The sequence below is a fragment of the Sinomonas sp. ASV486 genome (assembly GCF_030908215.1).
Lineage (GTDB): Bacteria > Actinomycetota > Actinomycetes > Actinomycetales > Micrococcaceae > Sinomonas > Sinomonas puerhi.
The window spans coordinates 192944-207626 of the sequence record NZ_JAVFJK010000002.1; the positions used below are offsets into that span (position 1 = coordinate 192944).

The window sequence follows — 14683 nt, forward strand, 5'->3', positions numbered from 1 at the left end:
CAACGAGCCTAGGCAAGTGCAGCCGCGGCGCGCCCGGCCACCCGCCCCGAGAACAGGCACCCGCCCAGGAACGTGCCCTCCAGCGCGTTGTAGCCCATCATGCCGCCGCCCCCGAACCCCGCGACCTCGCCGGCTGCGTACAATCCCGGGACCGCGACGCCGGACGACGAGAGGCACCGGCCGGACAGGTCCGTCTCGAGGCCTCCGAGCGTCTTGCGCGTGAGGATGTTGAGTCGGACGGCAATGAGCGGGGCGTGCTTCGGGTCGAGGATTCGGTGCGGCGCCGCCACCCGGATGAGCCTGTCGCCAACATACTTCCGGTGCGAACGAAGGAACGTGACCTGGGCGTCCTTGCCGAACGCATTCTCGATCTCCGCATCACGCGCCTCGAGCACCCTGCGCACGGCGGCCTCGGACAGGAGCCCTGGCTCGCCCACCCGGTTCATCCCCGTCACGAGCTCCCCCAGCGTGGATGCCACGACGAAGTCGGCCCCGTGCCGCTTGAACGCCTCGACGCTCCCCGGCGCACCAGGCAGCACCCGCGAAGCCAGGAGTCGCACGTCCTTCCCTGTCAGGTCCGGGTTCTGCTCCGACCCAGAGAGCATGAACTCCTTCTCGATGATCGACTGCGTGAGCACGAACCACGAGTAGTCGTACCCGGTTCCACGGAGGTGCCTGAGGGTCCCGAGCGTGTCGAACCCCGGGAACAGCGGCGCTGGCAGCCGGCGCCCGGCCGCGTCGAGCCACACCGAGGACGGCCCCGGCAGGATTCGAATCCCGTGGTTCTCCCACACTGGATCCCAGTTGCGGATCCCCTCGGTGTAGTGCCACATGCGGTCGCCGTTGATCACGCGCGCGCCGGCGGCCTCCGCGATCCCGAGCATCCGGCCGTCCACGTGGGCGGGAACGCCCGCCACCATGGTCCTCGGTGGGGTCCCGAGCCGTTCGGGCCACAGCGAGCGGACCAGATCCAGATTGCCGCCCACGCCTCCGGACGCGATCACGACGGCGCCCGCTTCTACCGCGAACTCCCCCACCGTTTCGCGACTGCTGGCCTTCCCCCGCACGACGTCCGACGGCGCGAGGCGGGCTCCGCGCACGCCTGTCACCGCGCCGTCGTGCGTCACCACCTCGTCGACCCGGTGCCGGAACAGGAAGCGGATCCGGGCGGCGTCGGCATGCGCGCGGGCGCGGCGGAGGAACGGCGCGAGGACGCCGGGCCCGGTGCCCCACGTGACGTGGAAGCGGGGCACGGAATTGCCGTGGCCGTCGGCGCGTCCGTCGCCGCGCTCGGCCCAGCCGACCACGGGGAAGAACCGCACACCCATCCCGTGCAGCCACGCCCGCTTCTCGCCCGCCGCGAAATCGAGGTAGGCCTCTGCCCATTGGCGCGGCCAGAAGTCCTCGGGGCGGTCGAACTGGGCGGAGCCGAACCAGTCCTGCCGCGCGAGGGCGAGCGAGTCGTGCACACCGAGGCGCCGCTGCTCGGGGGTGTCGACGAGGAAGAGGCCCCCGAGGGACCAGTGTGCCTGCCCGCCGAGGGACTGCGGTGGCTCCTGGTCGAGGACCACGACGTCACGCCCGGCGTCCGCCGCCTCGACCGCGGCGACGAGCCCGGCGAGCCCCGCGCCCACCACGCAGACGTCCGCGTGCACCGTTTGATCGGGCGCGGCCTGGTCCGGCGCCGTCCGATCCAGCGCCGTTGGATCCGGCGCCGTCCGATCCGTCTGGGGCTGATCCAGCTGGGACTCATCCATGGGCCCACCCTCCCGGGCGATGCCGCGCGCGTCAACGGTGCCGCATACTGGCAGCATGTCCGGCTGCTGCGGGCCCGCGCCCGAAAACCCCGATCGGCACAACCCGGCTCGGGACGTCATCGATCCAGAGCGGTACCGCTCCATCTTCAACGCGAGCTTCTCCCGGAGCATCACGCGACGGTACGAGAAGAAGGGCCTGCGCCCCGTCGAGCAGAGGATCGTGGACTTCCTCGAGGGTGCCGGGCTCGAGGGGGCGAGCGTGCTCGAGATCGGCGGCGGCGCAGGCGAGATCCAGCTCGAGCTCCTCGCACGCGGAGCCGCCCGGTCTGAGAATCTCGAGCTGTCGGACTCCTACGAGGCCGACGCCGCACGCCTCATCCGGCGCGCCGGGATGGCTGGCCGTGTCTCGCGCCGTCTGGGCGTGGACCTCGCAGGGACGCCCGACGCCGTTGAGCCGGCTGACGTCGTCGTCCTCCACCGCGTGGTCTGCTGCTATCCGGACTACGCCGCGCTGCTCGGCGCCGCGGCGGGTCATGCTCGGCGTGCGATCGTGTTCAGCTACCCGCCCCGAAACCTCGCCTCACGTGCGTTCGTGGGCGCAGGCAACCTGATGATGCGGGTGGGCGGCCGCAGTTTCCGGGGCTACATGCACGATCCGGCCGCAATGATCGATGTGGTGCGCAGCCGAGGCCTCGAGCCCGCCTACGAGTGGAACGGATGGGCGTGGCGCATCTCGGGAGCGGTGCGGGCCGCGTGAGGCCTTAAGGCTGGCGCTGGGAGGGATATATCAATTGTGCTCTGCGTCACGCCTAGGATCCGCGCCTACGCCTGAGTAGGGTGTCCGACAAGGGCCCGGCTGGGCTCGGATCCGTCACAAGAGGAGCTATTCATGGCTGTCGATTGGGCAGAGCAGGTCAAGAAGCTGGCACCGAACGCGGACGACGAGGTCGTTGCCGGCATCATCCGCCATTGCGGCATCGCGCTGCAGAGCGCCGACGCGTCCCTCGTCTCATTCGGCGACAAGACCGAGACAGACCGGGTCCGCGACAGTTTCCTCAAGAAGAAGCTCGGCCGCACCGAGGACGACGCGACACTGGACGCCGCGATCAAGGCTGTCGGCGAGAAGTTCAAGGGCATCAACCGCCGCCAGCGCCCCACCGTGTACTACCTGCTCGCCGAGCACTTCGACCAGCTGGACCTCTTCCGCAAGAAGGCCAAGTAGCGCGTTCCCTTCCGCGGCGGCCCCGCCCGTCTGGGGCCCTTGCCGCCGTCTGGGCGCGCCGCTCCGCCCTCCGTTTAGGGGCGCCCCGCCGTCCGTCTGAGGGTCACCTCCTGTTGGTCTTTGTCAGCACATTGACCTTCAGGAGGTGACCTTCAGGGTGTGACTCCCAGACGTAGAGGGCCGCGCCCGGTAGAGGGCTACTTCGCGTAGGCGACTACTTCGTGGCCGCCGGCGCGAGGGCCCCAAGGACCTCCTCGGCTGCGCGGCGGCCCATGCGCAGCGCGCCGTCGACGTGCTGGAAGCCCTCGGCCGCGAGGTCGGAGCAGGCCCAGTGGATCGAACCAACGGGCGTGCGCTGGTCGGCACCGTAGCGGGACAGTCCGCCGAGGTCGAAGCTCGCCGCGTACGCGCCGCGGGTCCATTCCTCGGAGCCCCAGTCGGACTCGTAGTAGACCTCGGGGACGAGCGCGTCATCGCCGAGGTAGCGTGCGATGGACGTCAAGATCGCTGCCTTGCGCTCCTCGGCGGTGAGGCGGAACATCGCGTCGGCCTTCTCGTCCGAGACGAAGGCCACGAGGGTGCCGCGGGAGTCGCCGTGATTCGTGTTGTCGTAGACCTCCTGGACGAGCTCACCGGCGCCGAAGCACGTGCCCGAGAGCCCTGACTCGCGCCAGAACGGGCGCTCGTACACCGCATGGACCTTGATGACGAGGCCCATCGAGAGGTGCTGGTGCAGCTGGTGCTGGCGACGCGGGAGCGCCGGGACGTACGAGATGCGGCTGTAAAGCGTGGGCGGGACGGCGAGGATAGCCCGGCGCGCGGTGACGGTGACGCGCCCGGAGGTGCCGCCGTCGGCCGTCGCGACAACGCCGTGCTCGCCCCATTCCAGAGTGCGCACGGGCGCGCCGAGGACCACGGAGTCACCGAGCTCAGCGGCCATGGCCTCGCTCACGGACTGCATCCCGCCCACTACACGCTGGTCGAGGATGAAGTCCTCGTCCTGGAGGTTGCTGAACGAGCCGGCCGAGGCTGCCATGAGCACGGCCTGCAGTGCCGAGAACGCGTGCGCGGGCTTGGTGAGCATGCCCCCGGCGATGAAGAGGCCGATCAGGTTGCAGGCTTCCTCGTCCGCGGACTGGGCGCGGAGCCAGTGCTGGAAGCTAACAGTGTCGAGCTCGCGGGCCTTCGGGTGCGCCCATGGCTCCTCTGCGCCGATCTCGGCTGCGAGGTCGTCGAGGATCCCGGTGATCCGTTCCACCTCGGCGAGCGTCCCCGGGGAGACCGGGAAGTCGGCGCCCGAGTAGACCGTGCGAGTGCCGTCGGGGGCCACGTAGACGCTGTCGCCCTCGCGGTAGCGCTTGAAGGTGGCCTTGCCGAGCTCGGCGACGAGGCCGAGGAGCTCGGTCTGGTCCGGGCTGATCCACTGGCCGCCGATCTCGAGGAATGCGCCGTCGATCGTGTCGCTCCACGTACGGCCGCCTACGCGGTCGCGGGCCTCGAGAACCACGACGCGCTGGCCCTCCTTCGCGAGTGTGCGGGCGGCCATGAGGCCAGCGGGACCGGCTCCGACGACGACGACATCGGCATCGCGGGTCTGCTCGGCGGGGATCTGGGGTTGGGACATGATCTCTTCCTTCGGGAGGGATGTGGGGGAGGTCTCAAAATGAATCTAGTTCATTAATAGCCTTAGGACAACCCTCCCGCCTCGAGTTGAGGGGTCACTTCCCCGTTGAGGGGTCACTTCCCCGATGAGGGGTCAGGCGCGGATGGCGCGCACGGACGCGAGCGTTCCCCGCAGACCGGCAACCAGGGCGTTGAGCCCCACGCCGAAGGCCGCATCGGCCGCGGCCGCGCCCCGCCCGGGGCGGGCTGCGACGGCGTCGGCAAACGTGGGAGCCAGCTCGCGTCGCTCACCGACGTCGAAGATCCCCTCTGGCGCGGAGACATCCATTGCAGACCCGAGCACGAACGACTCGACGGCCACCACCACGTCCACCACCATGTCCAGCGGCCATCCGCCGCCCCTGAGCCCCTCGGCCACCCGCTCGTACATGGCCAGGGTGTGCGGCGCGCCGGCCACGGGGAACACCGCGATGATGGGGATGAGGGGCAGGTGCGGCGCGAAGGCCTCGCGATAGGAGTGGGCCCATCTGGTGATCGCGAGGTCCCAGGGGTCCACGCCGAATCCGGAGGTGTCGATCGTCTCGCACACGTCATCCTGCACCCAGTTGAGGACCTCGTCCTTCGACTCCACGTGGTTGTAGAGCGCGGACGGCGCGGTCTTGAGTTCGCGCGCGAGTGCCGCCATGGTGAAGCCCTCATAGCCAGCCCGGGCGACGACGGCGAGCGCCGCCTCGGTGATCTTGCCGCGCGAGAGCACGGGCCGCGGGGGGCGGCCGCGGCGCCGTGGGGCAGCCGGCTGCTGCGCGTCGGGATCGGGGGCATCCATGGTTCGGAGTCTAGTGACCCCCCCGATACAGGGACGCGACTTCGCGTCGTTGGGAGGTGACCCCCCACCGGGGAAGTGACCCCTCATCGCGGGGTGGGGGTTGACCGTGGCGCAGATCACGTGCTCTCATAAACGAACGTCGTTCATTTACAGGCACCCCCAGCCCGTCACCAGACAGCCCTAGCCCGTCCCCCACCACTTCCCGCGAAGGACTTCCCCATGCACGAGATCCTTGCCCTGCAGCCCCCGGTGTCGTGGGCACGCACAGACGCAGGCTCCACGGACCCCGCGAACCCCCGCCGAGACCCGCTGCGGGTCGCGCTCGTCCAGCACCGCTGGCACGAGGAACCGAAGGCCACCGAGGCCGGGCTCGAGGACGGCATCCGCCGTGCGGCCGCCCACGGCGCACGCGTCGTCTTCCTCCCGGAGCTCACCCTCTCCCGCTACCCCGCGGACACCCTTCCCGAGGACACCCCGAGCGCGATCGCCGAGGACCTCGAGTCGGGCCCCACGCTCGCCTTCGCCCGCCGCGCCGCGGCCGCCCACGGCGTCTGCGTCCACGCAAGCCTCTACCGCCGCGGGACCCCGGGAGACCCGCTCGGCTACAACACCGCGATCCTCGTGGCCCCGACGGGCGAGCTCCTCGCGGCGACGGACAAGCTCCACATCCCCGTGACCGAGGGCTACTACGAGGACAAGTTCTTCCGCCCCGGACCCGAAACCGGGAACCCCTACCCCGTCCACGCGCCCGCAGAACTCGGGGGTGCCCGCCTCGGCCTGCCGACGTGCTGGGACGAATGGTTCCCGGAGCTCGCCCGCGTGTACTCCCTTGCCGGCGCCGAAATCCTCGCCTACCCCACGGCCATCGGCTCCGAACCGGGCCACCCCGACTTCGACACCGAACCGCTGTGGCGCCAGGTGATCGTCGGAAACGGGATCGCCAACGGCACGTTCATGGTCGTCCCGAACCGCTGGGGCTCCGAGGGCCTCGTGACGTTCTACGGATCGTCCTTCATCTCCGACCCGTACGGCCGCATCCTCGCCCGCGCACCCCGCGAGGGCTCGGCCGTCCTCGTCGCCGACCTCGACCTTGAGCAGCGCCGCGACTGGCTCACGCTCTTCCCGTTCCTCGCCACGCGCCGCCCGGACACCTACGCCGCGCTCAACGCCCGTGTTGACCCGGCCCATCCGTTGGGCTCGCCCGAGCCCGCCTCGCCCTCGGACTGGACTCGCGGTGAGACGCACGACGCCGGCAACGCACCGTCGTCGCACGTCCCGCCCATCGTCGGGGTGGCACGGGCGGCACACGCCGCGCAGGAGTTGGAAGGGGCGAGCGCATGAGCTGGCGCATGCCCGCGGAGACGGATCCGCACGAGCGGCTGTGGATGGCGTGGCCGTCCGGCGGCTACACGCTCGGCGGGACGGATCAGGACGCACATGAGGCCCGCGCCGCATGGGCCGCTGTGGCCCGCGCGGCGCGCAGGTTCGAGCCGGTCACGATGGTGGTCCGCCCGGAGGACCGCGGCATCGCGCAGGCGTACCTCGATCCGCGCGTCGACCTGCTCGAGGCGCCCCTCGACGACGCATGGATGCGCGACATAGGCCCGAGCTTCGTCCTCGACGAGTCAGCGGGCGCGGGGGCCGACGGAACCGCCCGGCTCGGCGCCGTCGACTGGATCTTCAACGGCTGGGGCGCCCAGGAATGGGCCAGCTGGGAGCACGATGCCCAGATCGCCGGCACCGTCACGAACGAGGCCGGCGCCGCCCACGTGCCCAGCAGCCTCGTCAACGAGGGCGGCGGCTTCCAGGTCGATGGCCTCGGCACCGTACTGCTGACCGAGACGGTCCAGCTGGACCCGGGCCGCAACCCCGGGACCACCAAGGCCGAGGTCGAGGCCGAGCTCGAGCGCACCATCGGCGCGCGCCACGCCGTCTGGCTCCCCCGCGGCCTCACGCGGGACTCGGAGCGGTTCGGGACACGCGGCCATGTGGACCTCGTCGCGGCCATCCCGAGCCCCGGGACGCTGCTCGTCCACGTCCAGTACAACCCCGAGCACCCGGATCACGAGGTCTCGGGCCAGATCCTCGAGACCCTACGCGCCTCCCGGACGGCGGACGGCACGCCGTGGGACATCATCGAGGTCCCCGCACCGGCCCAGCTGCACGACGGCGAGGACTGGGTCGACTGGAGCTACCTCAACCACGTCGCGCTCAACGGCGGCCTCGTGGCCTGCTCGTTCAACGACCCGCACGACGAGAAGGCGCTGCGCATCCTCGCCGACGCCTACCGCGGGAGGCACGTGACCGCCGTCGACGCCCGCGTCCTCTTCTCCCGCGGGGGCGGGATCCACTGCGTCACCCAGCAGCAGCCCACCGCCCGACCGCGGGCCTGACCCATCCCTCACCCACTCGCACCCGAGGGGACCCTCCCCAGGGATCCGGAATGCCGGACCCATCGCCCATCCGCCCCGTTGCCCGCGGCGGATTGCACAAAGGAAAATGGCCTCAAGATGTCTCAGAACACCACCGCACTGAAGCGGTCGCTCGGCCTCTGGGCGATCGTTGCGCTCGGCATGGGGTACATGACCCCGACCACGGTCTTCGACACGTTCGGCATCGTCTCCGGCGAGACCAACGGAGCGGTCCCGCTCGCCTACCTCGTAGCCCTCGTGGCCATGGTCTTCACCGCCGTCAGCTACGGCCGCATGACGAGGGTCTTCCCCTCGGCCGGCTCCGCCTACACGTACACGTCCGAGACGATCCACCCGAACGTGGGCTTCCTCGTCGGCTGGGCGTCGCTGCTCGACTACCTCCTGCTGCCGCTCGTCAACGCCGTGATCGTCCGGATCTACATGGAGTCGTTCTTCCCGGACGTGCCGTCATGGATCTGGGTGGTGGGCTACGTCGTCGTCATCACGATCATGAACCTGTGGAGCATGAACTCGACGTCGAAGATCAACGGAATCCTCGTCGTGTTCGAGGTGGTCCTGATCGGCGTGTTCATCGCCCTCGCGTGGAACGCCCTGGCCAACGGCCAAGGCACGGGCACCCCGTTCAGCTCGGTGCCGCTCTTCCACGACGGCGTGGATGCGGGCGCGGTCATCTCCGGCGCCACCGTGGTCTGCTTCTCCTTCATCGGCTTCGACGCCATCACGATGTACACCGAGGAGGCCAAGGACGCGAACACGGTGCCGAAGGCGATCGTGCTCGCGCTCCTCATCGGCGGAGCGATCTTCTTCGTCGCGGCATGGTTCGGCCAGTCCGTCTTCCCGACCCTGGACGGCTTCGACAACACCGACGACACCCTTCCCGAGATGGCGCTCAAGGTGGGCGGTGACCTGTTCAAGATCCTGTTCACGTCCGCGGCGTTTGCCGCCACGGTCGCGTCGAGCCTCGCGTCCCACGCGTCGGTGTCCCGCATGCTCTACGTCATGGGCCGCAACGGCCGTGGGCCGGTCTCGCGCTTCTTTTCGTTCGTGCACCCGAAGTACCGCACGCCGGCCTACGCCGTGCTGTTCGTCGGCGCCGTCTCGCTCCTCGCGATCCCGTTCACGCTCGAGTTCGTCTCGTCGATGATCAACTTCGGGGCCCTCATCGCGTTCACGTTCGTGAACCTCACGGTGATCATCCTGTTCGCGCTGCGCCGGAAGCAGATCCGGACGCCGCGCGAGGTCTTCCTGAACATCGTGCTCCCGCTCATCGGGACCGTGCTCACCGGTGTGCTCTGGGCCAACCTCCAGATGGATGCGCTCATGTACGGAGTCGTCTGGCTCGCGGTGGGCATCGCGTCCCTCGTGGTGATCACCCGCGGATTCCGCCGCAGGGTGTCGGTGGAGATAACCGAGGAGGACGTGGCCGGGATCGAGGAAGCAGTGGGCCCCCGCGTCTGATTCACGCCTGCTGGGCGACGTCGAAACGAAGTGATGCACGACGGCGGCGGGCCGGGTCGGGTGACCCGGCCCGGCGCCGTCGTCCGTCACCGGTGCTCGGTAGGGTGGGCCCCATGACTGAAACGCTGCCGTTCCGCTACCTCTTCGGGCCCGGGCCGGGCAATGCGTACCCCGAGGTGATGTCCGCTCTCTCGTACCCCGTGATCGGGCACCTCGACCGCGCGTTCATCGACCGGTTGGACCGCGTCTCGGCGGGCCTCCGGCACGTGTGGGGGACGGCGAACGCGCGCACATGGCCCCTCTCGGCGACAGGGTCAGGCGGCATGGAGGCCGCCTTCGTGAACTTCGTGGAGCCCGGCGATCCGGTCGTCGTCGCGGTCAACGGGCTGTTCGGCGAGCGGATGGCGGAGGTCGCGCGCAGGTGCGGGGCCAACGTGGTGCGCGTGGACCACGAGTACGGGCAGCCGGTCGACGTCGAGCGAGTCCTCGCAGCCCACCCGAGTCCCAAGGTCATCGCGGCCGTGCACGCCGAGACGTCAACCGGGGTTCGCTCCGACATCGCGGCGCTCGGTGCGGGCAAGGGCGACGCGCTGCTGCTCGTCGACGCCGTGACCTCGATCGGCGGGCTCGAGCTGCGTGCCGACGACTGGGGCATCGACATCGGCTACGCGGGCACACAGAAGTGCCTCGGCGTACCGCCCGGGCTCTCGCCCTTCACCGTCTCGGAGCGGGCGTTCGAGCGGCGTGTTCAGGACCCGCGGTCCTGGTACTTCGATATCGGGCTGCTCGGCGGGTACGTCGGCGCCGCCGAGGGGCACACCCGCACGTACCACCACACCGCGCCCGTGACGATGGTCGCCGGCCTCGAAGCCGGGCTCGACCGGATCCTCGCCGAGGGGCTCGAGAAGGTATGGGCGCGGCACGAAGCCGCCGGGGCTGCGCTGCGGGCCGGGCTCGAGGCGATGGGCCTCGAGCTCTTCGCCGCCGAGGGCCACCGCCTGCCGTCCCTCACCACGGTTCGCGTGCCCGAGGGCGTCTCCTCCGCCCGCGTCCGCGCCCATCTGCTCGATCGGTACACGCTGGAGATCGGCGCGGGCGTCGGGAAGTACGCGGAGACCGTATGGCGGATCGGGCTCATGGGCCCCAACGCATCGCCGGCGTCGGTGACGCTTGTGCTCGGGGCGCTGGGCGAGGCGCTCGCAGCGACGCGGTAGCCCGGTGCCGGGCACTCGCCTCACGAGCACGAGGGACGCCGTGGGCTGGCTCGTTCGGCCGGCCGCACCCCGGGACCTCGCGGCGATCAACGCCGTCTCGCGCGCGGCCGGGCGGCCCGAGTGGGATCCCACGGCCGTCGCGCCGGCGTCGGACCGCTGCGCCGTCGTCGCCCTCGCTGCCGGCGTCCTGGTAGGCGCCGCCAAGACCCACCGCTATCCGCTCGCCGACGGCGACGCGCCCGCCGGGCACTACCTCGGCGGCGTCGTGGTGCATCCGGACGCCCGACGCCGCGGCGCGGGGCGGGCCCTCACGGCCGCGCGCCTTGCGTGGATCTGGGAGCTCGCGGACGTGGCCTACTACATCGCCAACGCGCGCAATGCGGCGTCGATCGCACTGCACGCGGGGTTCGGGTTCTTCCCGATCGCCGCGGGGCCACAGTTCCATGGCGTGACGTTCGACGGCGGTCGCGGGCTCGTGCTCGCCGCCCGCCGACCGGATTCGGCGCGGCAGAGGGGCCGCGCACTCGAGACGTGACCCCGCAACCCGTCAGACGTGACTCCGCAACCCTGAGACGTGACCACGCAACCCTGCTGGGGGCGGGAGGCTGTGGCGGCCGCCCTCAGGCCGAGGCCTGGTCCAGGTCCAGGGTGTGGAGGGTGTGATCGCGCTTGGTCGCGAGGTAGAAGGCGTTCGCCGCCGAGAGGTGCACGCCCGTGGGGACGCGCTCGGCAACCTCGATCCCGAGCGACTCGAGCTGGGCGGCCTTGTCCGGGTTGTTGCTCAGGAGCCGGATCCGCGTGGCGCCCACGACCCGGAGCATCTGTGCGGCGGCACGGTAGTCCCGCTCGTCCTCGCCGCGACCTAGAGCGCGGTTCGCGGCGTAGGTGTCGAGACCCTGGTCCTGGAGCGCATAGGCGTCGAGTTTGGCGTACAGCCCGATCCCCCGGCCCTCCTGGCGCAGGTAGAGCAAGAACCCGCCCGCCCCGGAGATGCGCTCGGCGGCCTCGCGCAGCTGGGGCCCGCAGTCGCAGCGCTGGGAACCCAGCACGTCCCCCGTGAGGCACTCGCTATGCGGACGCACAAGGGGCGGCTCACCGCCGTCGGCCGCCCGGGCCAGCGCGCCCTCCCAGTCGCCGAGCCCGAGCAGGAGGTGCTCCCGGTGGTCGGCGAGGTGTCGGAACGTGAAGACGTCCGCCGTGGTGGCGAACCCGTCGCCGAAGCGAAGGGGAACCCGCACGCGCGTGCGCACCTCTGGTCTTGCTGGCATGGCGCCCTTCTCTCCGACGATCCGACGTTCTAAAATAGACTAATTCGATTTTACACAGAACGGCCATCAGGAGGCAGTCGTGACCGAATCTGCGCAATCCAAGGCCATGTCCCTGTGGGTTGCAACCGCGGAGGGCACCCAGTATTCCCGCCTCGAGGAAGACCTCGAGGTCGATGTCGCAGTGATCGGCGGCGGCATCGCCGGGCTCACGGCAGCCTACGAGCTCAAGCGCCGCGGCCTCACCGTCGCGGTTCTCGAGGGGTCCCGGATCGGCACCGGCGTCACAGGGAGCACCACGGGCAAGGTCACCTCGCTCCACCGCCTCGCCTACACCCAGCTGGCCGCGGATCACGGCATGGAGGCCGCGCGCGCCTATGGACAGGCCAACGAGGCCGCCCTCGCCTACATCGCGGCGACCGTCGAGGCCGAAGGCCTCGAGTGCGGCTTCCGGCGAGTCTCGAACTACACCTACGCCGAGGCCGGCGGCGAGCATCTTGCGGCCGTCCGCGCAGAGGCCGAGCTCGCCGCGCGGCTCGGCCTCCCGGCTTCGTTCACCACGGACGTCCCGCTCCCCTTCGCCACCCAGGGCGCCGTCCGCTTCGAGGACCAGGCCCAGTTCCATGCGATGAAGTACCTCCAGGGGCTCGCCCGGGCAGTCGACGGCGGCGACAGCGTCGTCGTCGAACGCACGCCTGTGCGCGCGGTCCACGACGGCACCCCGGCCGTGGCCGTGACCGACCACGGCACCGTCCGGGCGCGGGAGATCGTCGTTGCGACGAACGTCCCGATGGGCGACGGCGGCCGGTACAGCGGCCGCCTCACGATCCACCGCTCGTACATCGTCGCGAGCCCTGCCGACGGACTGCCGGCCGACGCGACGTTCATCAGCGCCGACGAGCCCATGCGCTCGATCCTCACCACCCGCGAGGACGGGACGGACTATGTCCTCGTGGGCGGCGAGGGCCACCCCGCGGCGGAAGGAGACACCGGCGGAGGCTCTGCTGCGCGCCTCGAGCGGCTCGCCGAGTTCTCCCGCGAGCGCCTCGGCGGCGGCGAGCCAGCCTACCGCTGGTCCACCCAGGACACCCTCCCGGTGGACGGCCTCCCGTTCGCGGGCCCGCTGACTCCCGACTCGCGCCACCTGTACGTCATCACAGGCCTGCGCAAATGGGGTCTCACCAACGGCACAGCGTCCGCCCTCGTCGTCGCCGACGCGGTCACCGGCGCCGCGAGCGCCTGGGCCGGCCTCTTCGACAGCACGCGGAAACTCGGCCCGGCGTCCGCGCAGGGACGCGAACGAGCGGAGGCCGAGGCTCCCCTCCCGCCGTGGCGGGGCCTCCCGCGGCTCGCCCCCGGGGAGGGCGCCGTGTTCGACGTCGGAGGAAAGGCAACAGCGGTCTACGCGGACGCCGCCGGGGTCGTGCATGCCCTCTCGGCCCGCTGCACCCACCTGCGCTGCGTCGTCGAGTTCGCCCATGGCGCCGACGGCGCCGAGCCGACGTGGGACTGCCCGTGCCACGGCTCGCGGTTCGCCCTCGACGGTACGGTCATCCAGGGGCCGGCCGAGAAGGACCTGGCCCATCGCGACATGCCGGACTGACCCGGGTCCCTGATCGGGCCGGGGACGCGGCCCGCCGCGGGCCGGGCGGGGCGCGCCCCCCCCCCCGCGGGCCCCGGGGGGGCGGGGGCCCGGGGGGGGGGGGGGGGGCCCCCCCCCCCCCCCCCCCCCCGGGGCCCCCGGGGCCGGCTCAGACCCGCTTGAGGAACGACTCGACCTTGGAGGGGTCCCGCTCGACGACGTCGCCCGACTCGGGGTGGACCAGTGCCTCGTCGACCCGCGCGAGGAGCGCCGGGTCGAGGACCACGCCGGAGGCCGTCGCGTTGTCGCGCAGCTGGTCCGGCTTCGACGCGCCCACGATCGCGGCCGAGACGTTCCTGTTCTGCAGGACCCACGCGACCGCGAACGCCGCCATGGACAGGCCCGCCTCCTGCGCGAGCGGGCGCAGCGCCTGGACCCGCTCGAGCACTGCCGGCTGCAGGTAGCGATGGTCAGCCTTGACCGTTCCCTCGGCAGTCGAGAACCGGGACTCGGCCGGCGCCGCCTCGGCCCCCGGCAGGTACTTGCCCGTCAGGACTCCCTGCGCGATGGGCGACCACACGATCTGGCCGAGCCCCAGCTCCTCGGACAGCGGGACGATCTCGGGCTCGATGACCCGCCAGAGCATGTTGTACTGCGGCTGGTTCGACACGAGCTGGATCCCGAGCTCCTTGGCAAGGGCGGCGGCCGCGCGGATCTCGTCGGCGGTCCACTCTGACACGCCAATGTAGTGGGCCTTGCCGGCGTGCACGATGTCCGCGAACGCGCCCATGGTCTCCTCGAGCGGCGTCTCGTAGTCGTAGCGGTGGGCCTGGTAGAGGTCCACGTACTCCGTGCGGAGGCGGCGGAGAGAGCCGTTGATGGACTCCATGATGTGCTTGCGGGACAGTCCGCGGTCGTTCCTGCCCTCGCCCGTGGGGAAGTAGACCTTCGTGAAGATCTCGAGCCCCTCGCGGCGGACGCCGGTCAGGGCCTCGCCGAGGGCGGTCTCGGCGCGGGTGCCGGCGTAGGCGTCGGCGGTGTCGAACGTCGTGATGCCCAGATCCAGGGCCGTGCGGACGCACTCGGTGGCCGTCTCCTGGTCGATCTGGTCACCGTGCGTGACCCAGTTGCCGTAGGCGATCTCGGACACGTACATGCCGCTGGTGCCGAGGCGACGGTATTCCATGGTGTTCCTTCCGCAGATGGGCTCGCGCAGTGAGCGTAGCCAGATGTCGCGCAGAAATCACGTGCCGGTCACGGAAAGGAAACACGCGCTCACTACCGTTTTTCCATAACCTCAGAGC

General features: G+C 70.8%; 13 protein-coding genes. 8 read left to right on the top strand and 5 right to left on the bottom strand.

Going from position 1 to position 14683, the window contains the following annotated elements; genetic code table 11:
* Window positions 1-8 precede the first annotated feature (8 nt).
* Window positions 9-1655, bottom strand: coding sequence for an FAD-binding dehydrogenase (locus RBS60_RS03625; protein ID WP_307956392.1), 1647 nt, complete (start codon window positions 1653-1655; stop codon window positions 9-11).
* Between the two features lie 157 nt (window positions 1656-1812).
* On the opposite strand from RBS60_RS03625, the gene RBS60_RS03630 reads away from it, so the two are divergent.
* Together RBS60_RS03630 and RBS60_RS03635 are read left to right on the top strand one after the other, a co-directional pair.
* On the top strand, window positions 1813-2514 hold the full coding sequence (locus tag RBS60_RS03630; RefSeq protein ID WP_307956160.1) for an SAM-dependent methyltransferase: 702 nt from the start codon (window positions 1813-1815) through the stop codon (window positions 2512-2514).
* 132 nt (window positions 2515-2646) lie between these two features.
* Window positions 2647-2979: a DUF2853 family protein gene (locus RBS60_RS03635; protein ID WP_307956161.1), complete on the top strand. Its 333-nt coding sequence runs from the start codon at window positions 2647-2649 to the stop codon at window positions 2977-2979.
* A gap of 214 nt (window positions 2980-3193) precedes the next feature.
* Here RBS60_RS03635 and RBS60_RS03640 read toward each other — a convergent pair whose 3' ends face one another.
* Both RBS60_RS03640 and RBS60_RS03645 read right to left on the bottom strand, forming a co-directional pair.
* Window positions 3194-4603 carry an FAD-dependent oxidoreductase gene (locus tag RBS60_RS03640; RefSeq protein WP_307956162.1) on the bottom strand — a complete coding sequence of 470 codons (1410 nt, stop codon included), beginning with the start codon at window positions 4601-4603 and terminating at the stop codon, window positions 3194-3196.
* A gap of 132 nt (window positions 4604-4735) precedes the next feature.
* A complete protein-coding gene (locus RBS60_RS03645; protein ID WP_307956163.1) occupies window positions 4736-5428 on the bottom strand; it encodes a TetR/AcrR family transcriptional regulator in 693 nt (230 codons plus the stop codon).
* A 219-nt stretch (window positions 5429-5647) separates the two neighbouring features.
* Here RBS60_RS03645 and RBS60_RS03650 point away from each other — a divergent pair, with 219 nt between their 5' ends.
* From RBS60_RS03650 to RBS60_RS03670, 5 genes are all read left to right on the top strand, one after another.
* Window positions 5648-6769: a nitrilase-related carbon-nitrogen hydrolase gene (locus tag RBS60_RS03650; protein ID WP_307956164.1), complete on the top strand. Its 1122-nt coding sequence runs from the start codon at window positions 5648-5650 to the stop codon at window positions 6767-6769.
* Window positions 6766-7821: an agmatine deiminase family protein gene (locus tag RBS60_RS03655; RefSeq protein ID WP_307956165.1), complete on the top strand. Its 1056-nt coding sequence runs from the start codon at window positions 6766-6768 to the stop codon at window positions 7819-7821. The genes RBS60_RS03650 and RBS60_RS03655 overlap by 4 nt, the downstream gene beginning before the upstream one ends.
* Window positions 7822-7938: 117 nt before the next feature.
* Window positions 7939-9318 carry an APC family permease gene (locus tag RBS60_RS03660; protein WP_307956166.1) on the top strand — a complete coding sequence of 460 codons (1380 nt, stop codon included), beginning with the start codon at window positions 7939-7941 and terminating at the stop codon, window positions 9316-9318.
* A 113-nt stretch (window positions 9319-9431) separates the two neighbouring features.
* On the top strand, window positions 9432-10532 hold the full coding sequence (locus RBS60_RS03665; protein ID WP_307956167.1) for an alanine--glyoxylate aminotransferase family protein: 1101 nt from the start codon (window positions 9432-9434) through the stop codon (window positions 10530-10532).
* A gap of 4 nt (window positions 10533-10536) precedes the next feature.
* Entirely contained in the window at window positions 10537-11067 is a 531-nt protein-coding gene (locus RBS60_RS03670) for a GNAT family N-acetyltransferase (RefSeq protein ID WP_307956168.1), read from the top strand.
* Between the two features lie 85 nt (window positions 11068-11152).
* Here RBS60_RS03670 and ribA read toward each other — a convergent pair whose 3' ends face one another.
* Window positions 11153-11800 (bottom strand): GTP cyclohydrolase II, encoded by a 648-nt coding sequence (gene ribA, locus RBS60_RS03675; protein ID WP_307956169.1) that lies wholly within the window; start codon window positions 11798-11800, stop codon window positions 11153-11155.
* 79 nt (window positions 11801-11879) lie between these two features.
* Here ribA and RBS60_RS03680 point away from each other — a divergent pair, with 79 nt between their 5' ends.
* Complete coding sequence (locus RBS60_RS03680) at window positions 11880-13400, top strand: FAD-dependent oxidoreductase (protein ID WP_307956170.1); 1521 nt, start codon at window positions 11880-11882, stop codon at window positions 13398-13400.
* A 148-nt stretch (window positions 13401-13548) separates the two neighbouring features.
* Here the strand turns inward: RBS60_RS03680 and RBS60_RS03685 are convergent, their stop codons facing one another.
* The gene (locus RBS60_RS03685) at window positions 13549-14565 is read right to left on the bottom strand and encodes an aldo/keto reductase family protein (protein ID WP_307956171.1); all 1017 of its coding nucleotides are present in this window, start codon (window positions 14563-14565) and stop codon (window positions 13549-13551) included.
* Between the last annotated feature and the right edge of the window lie 118 nt (window positions 14566-14683).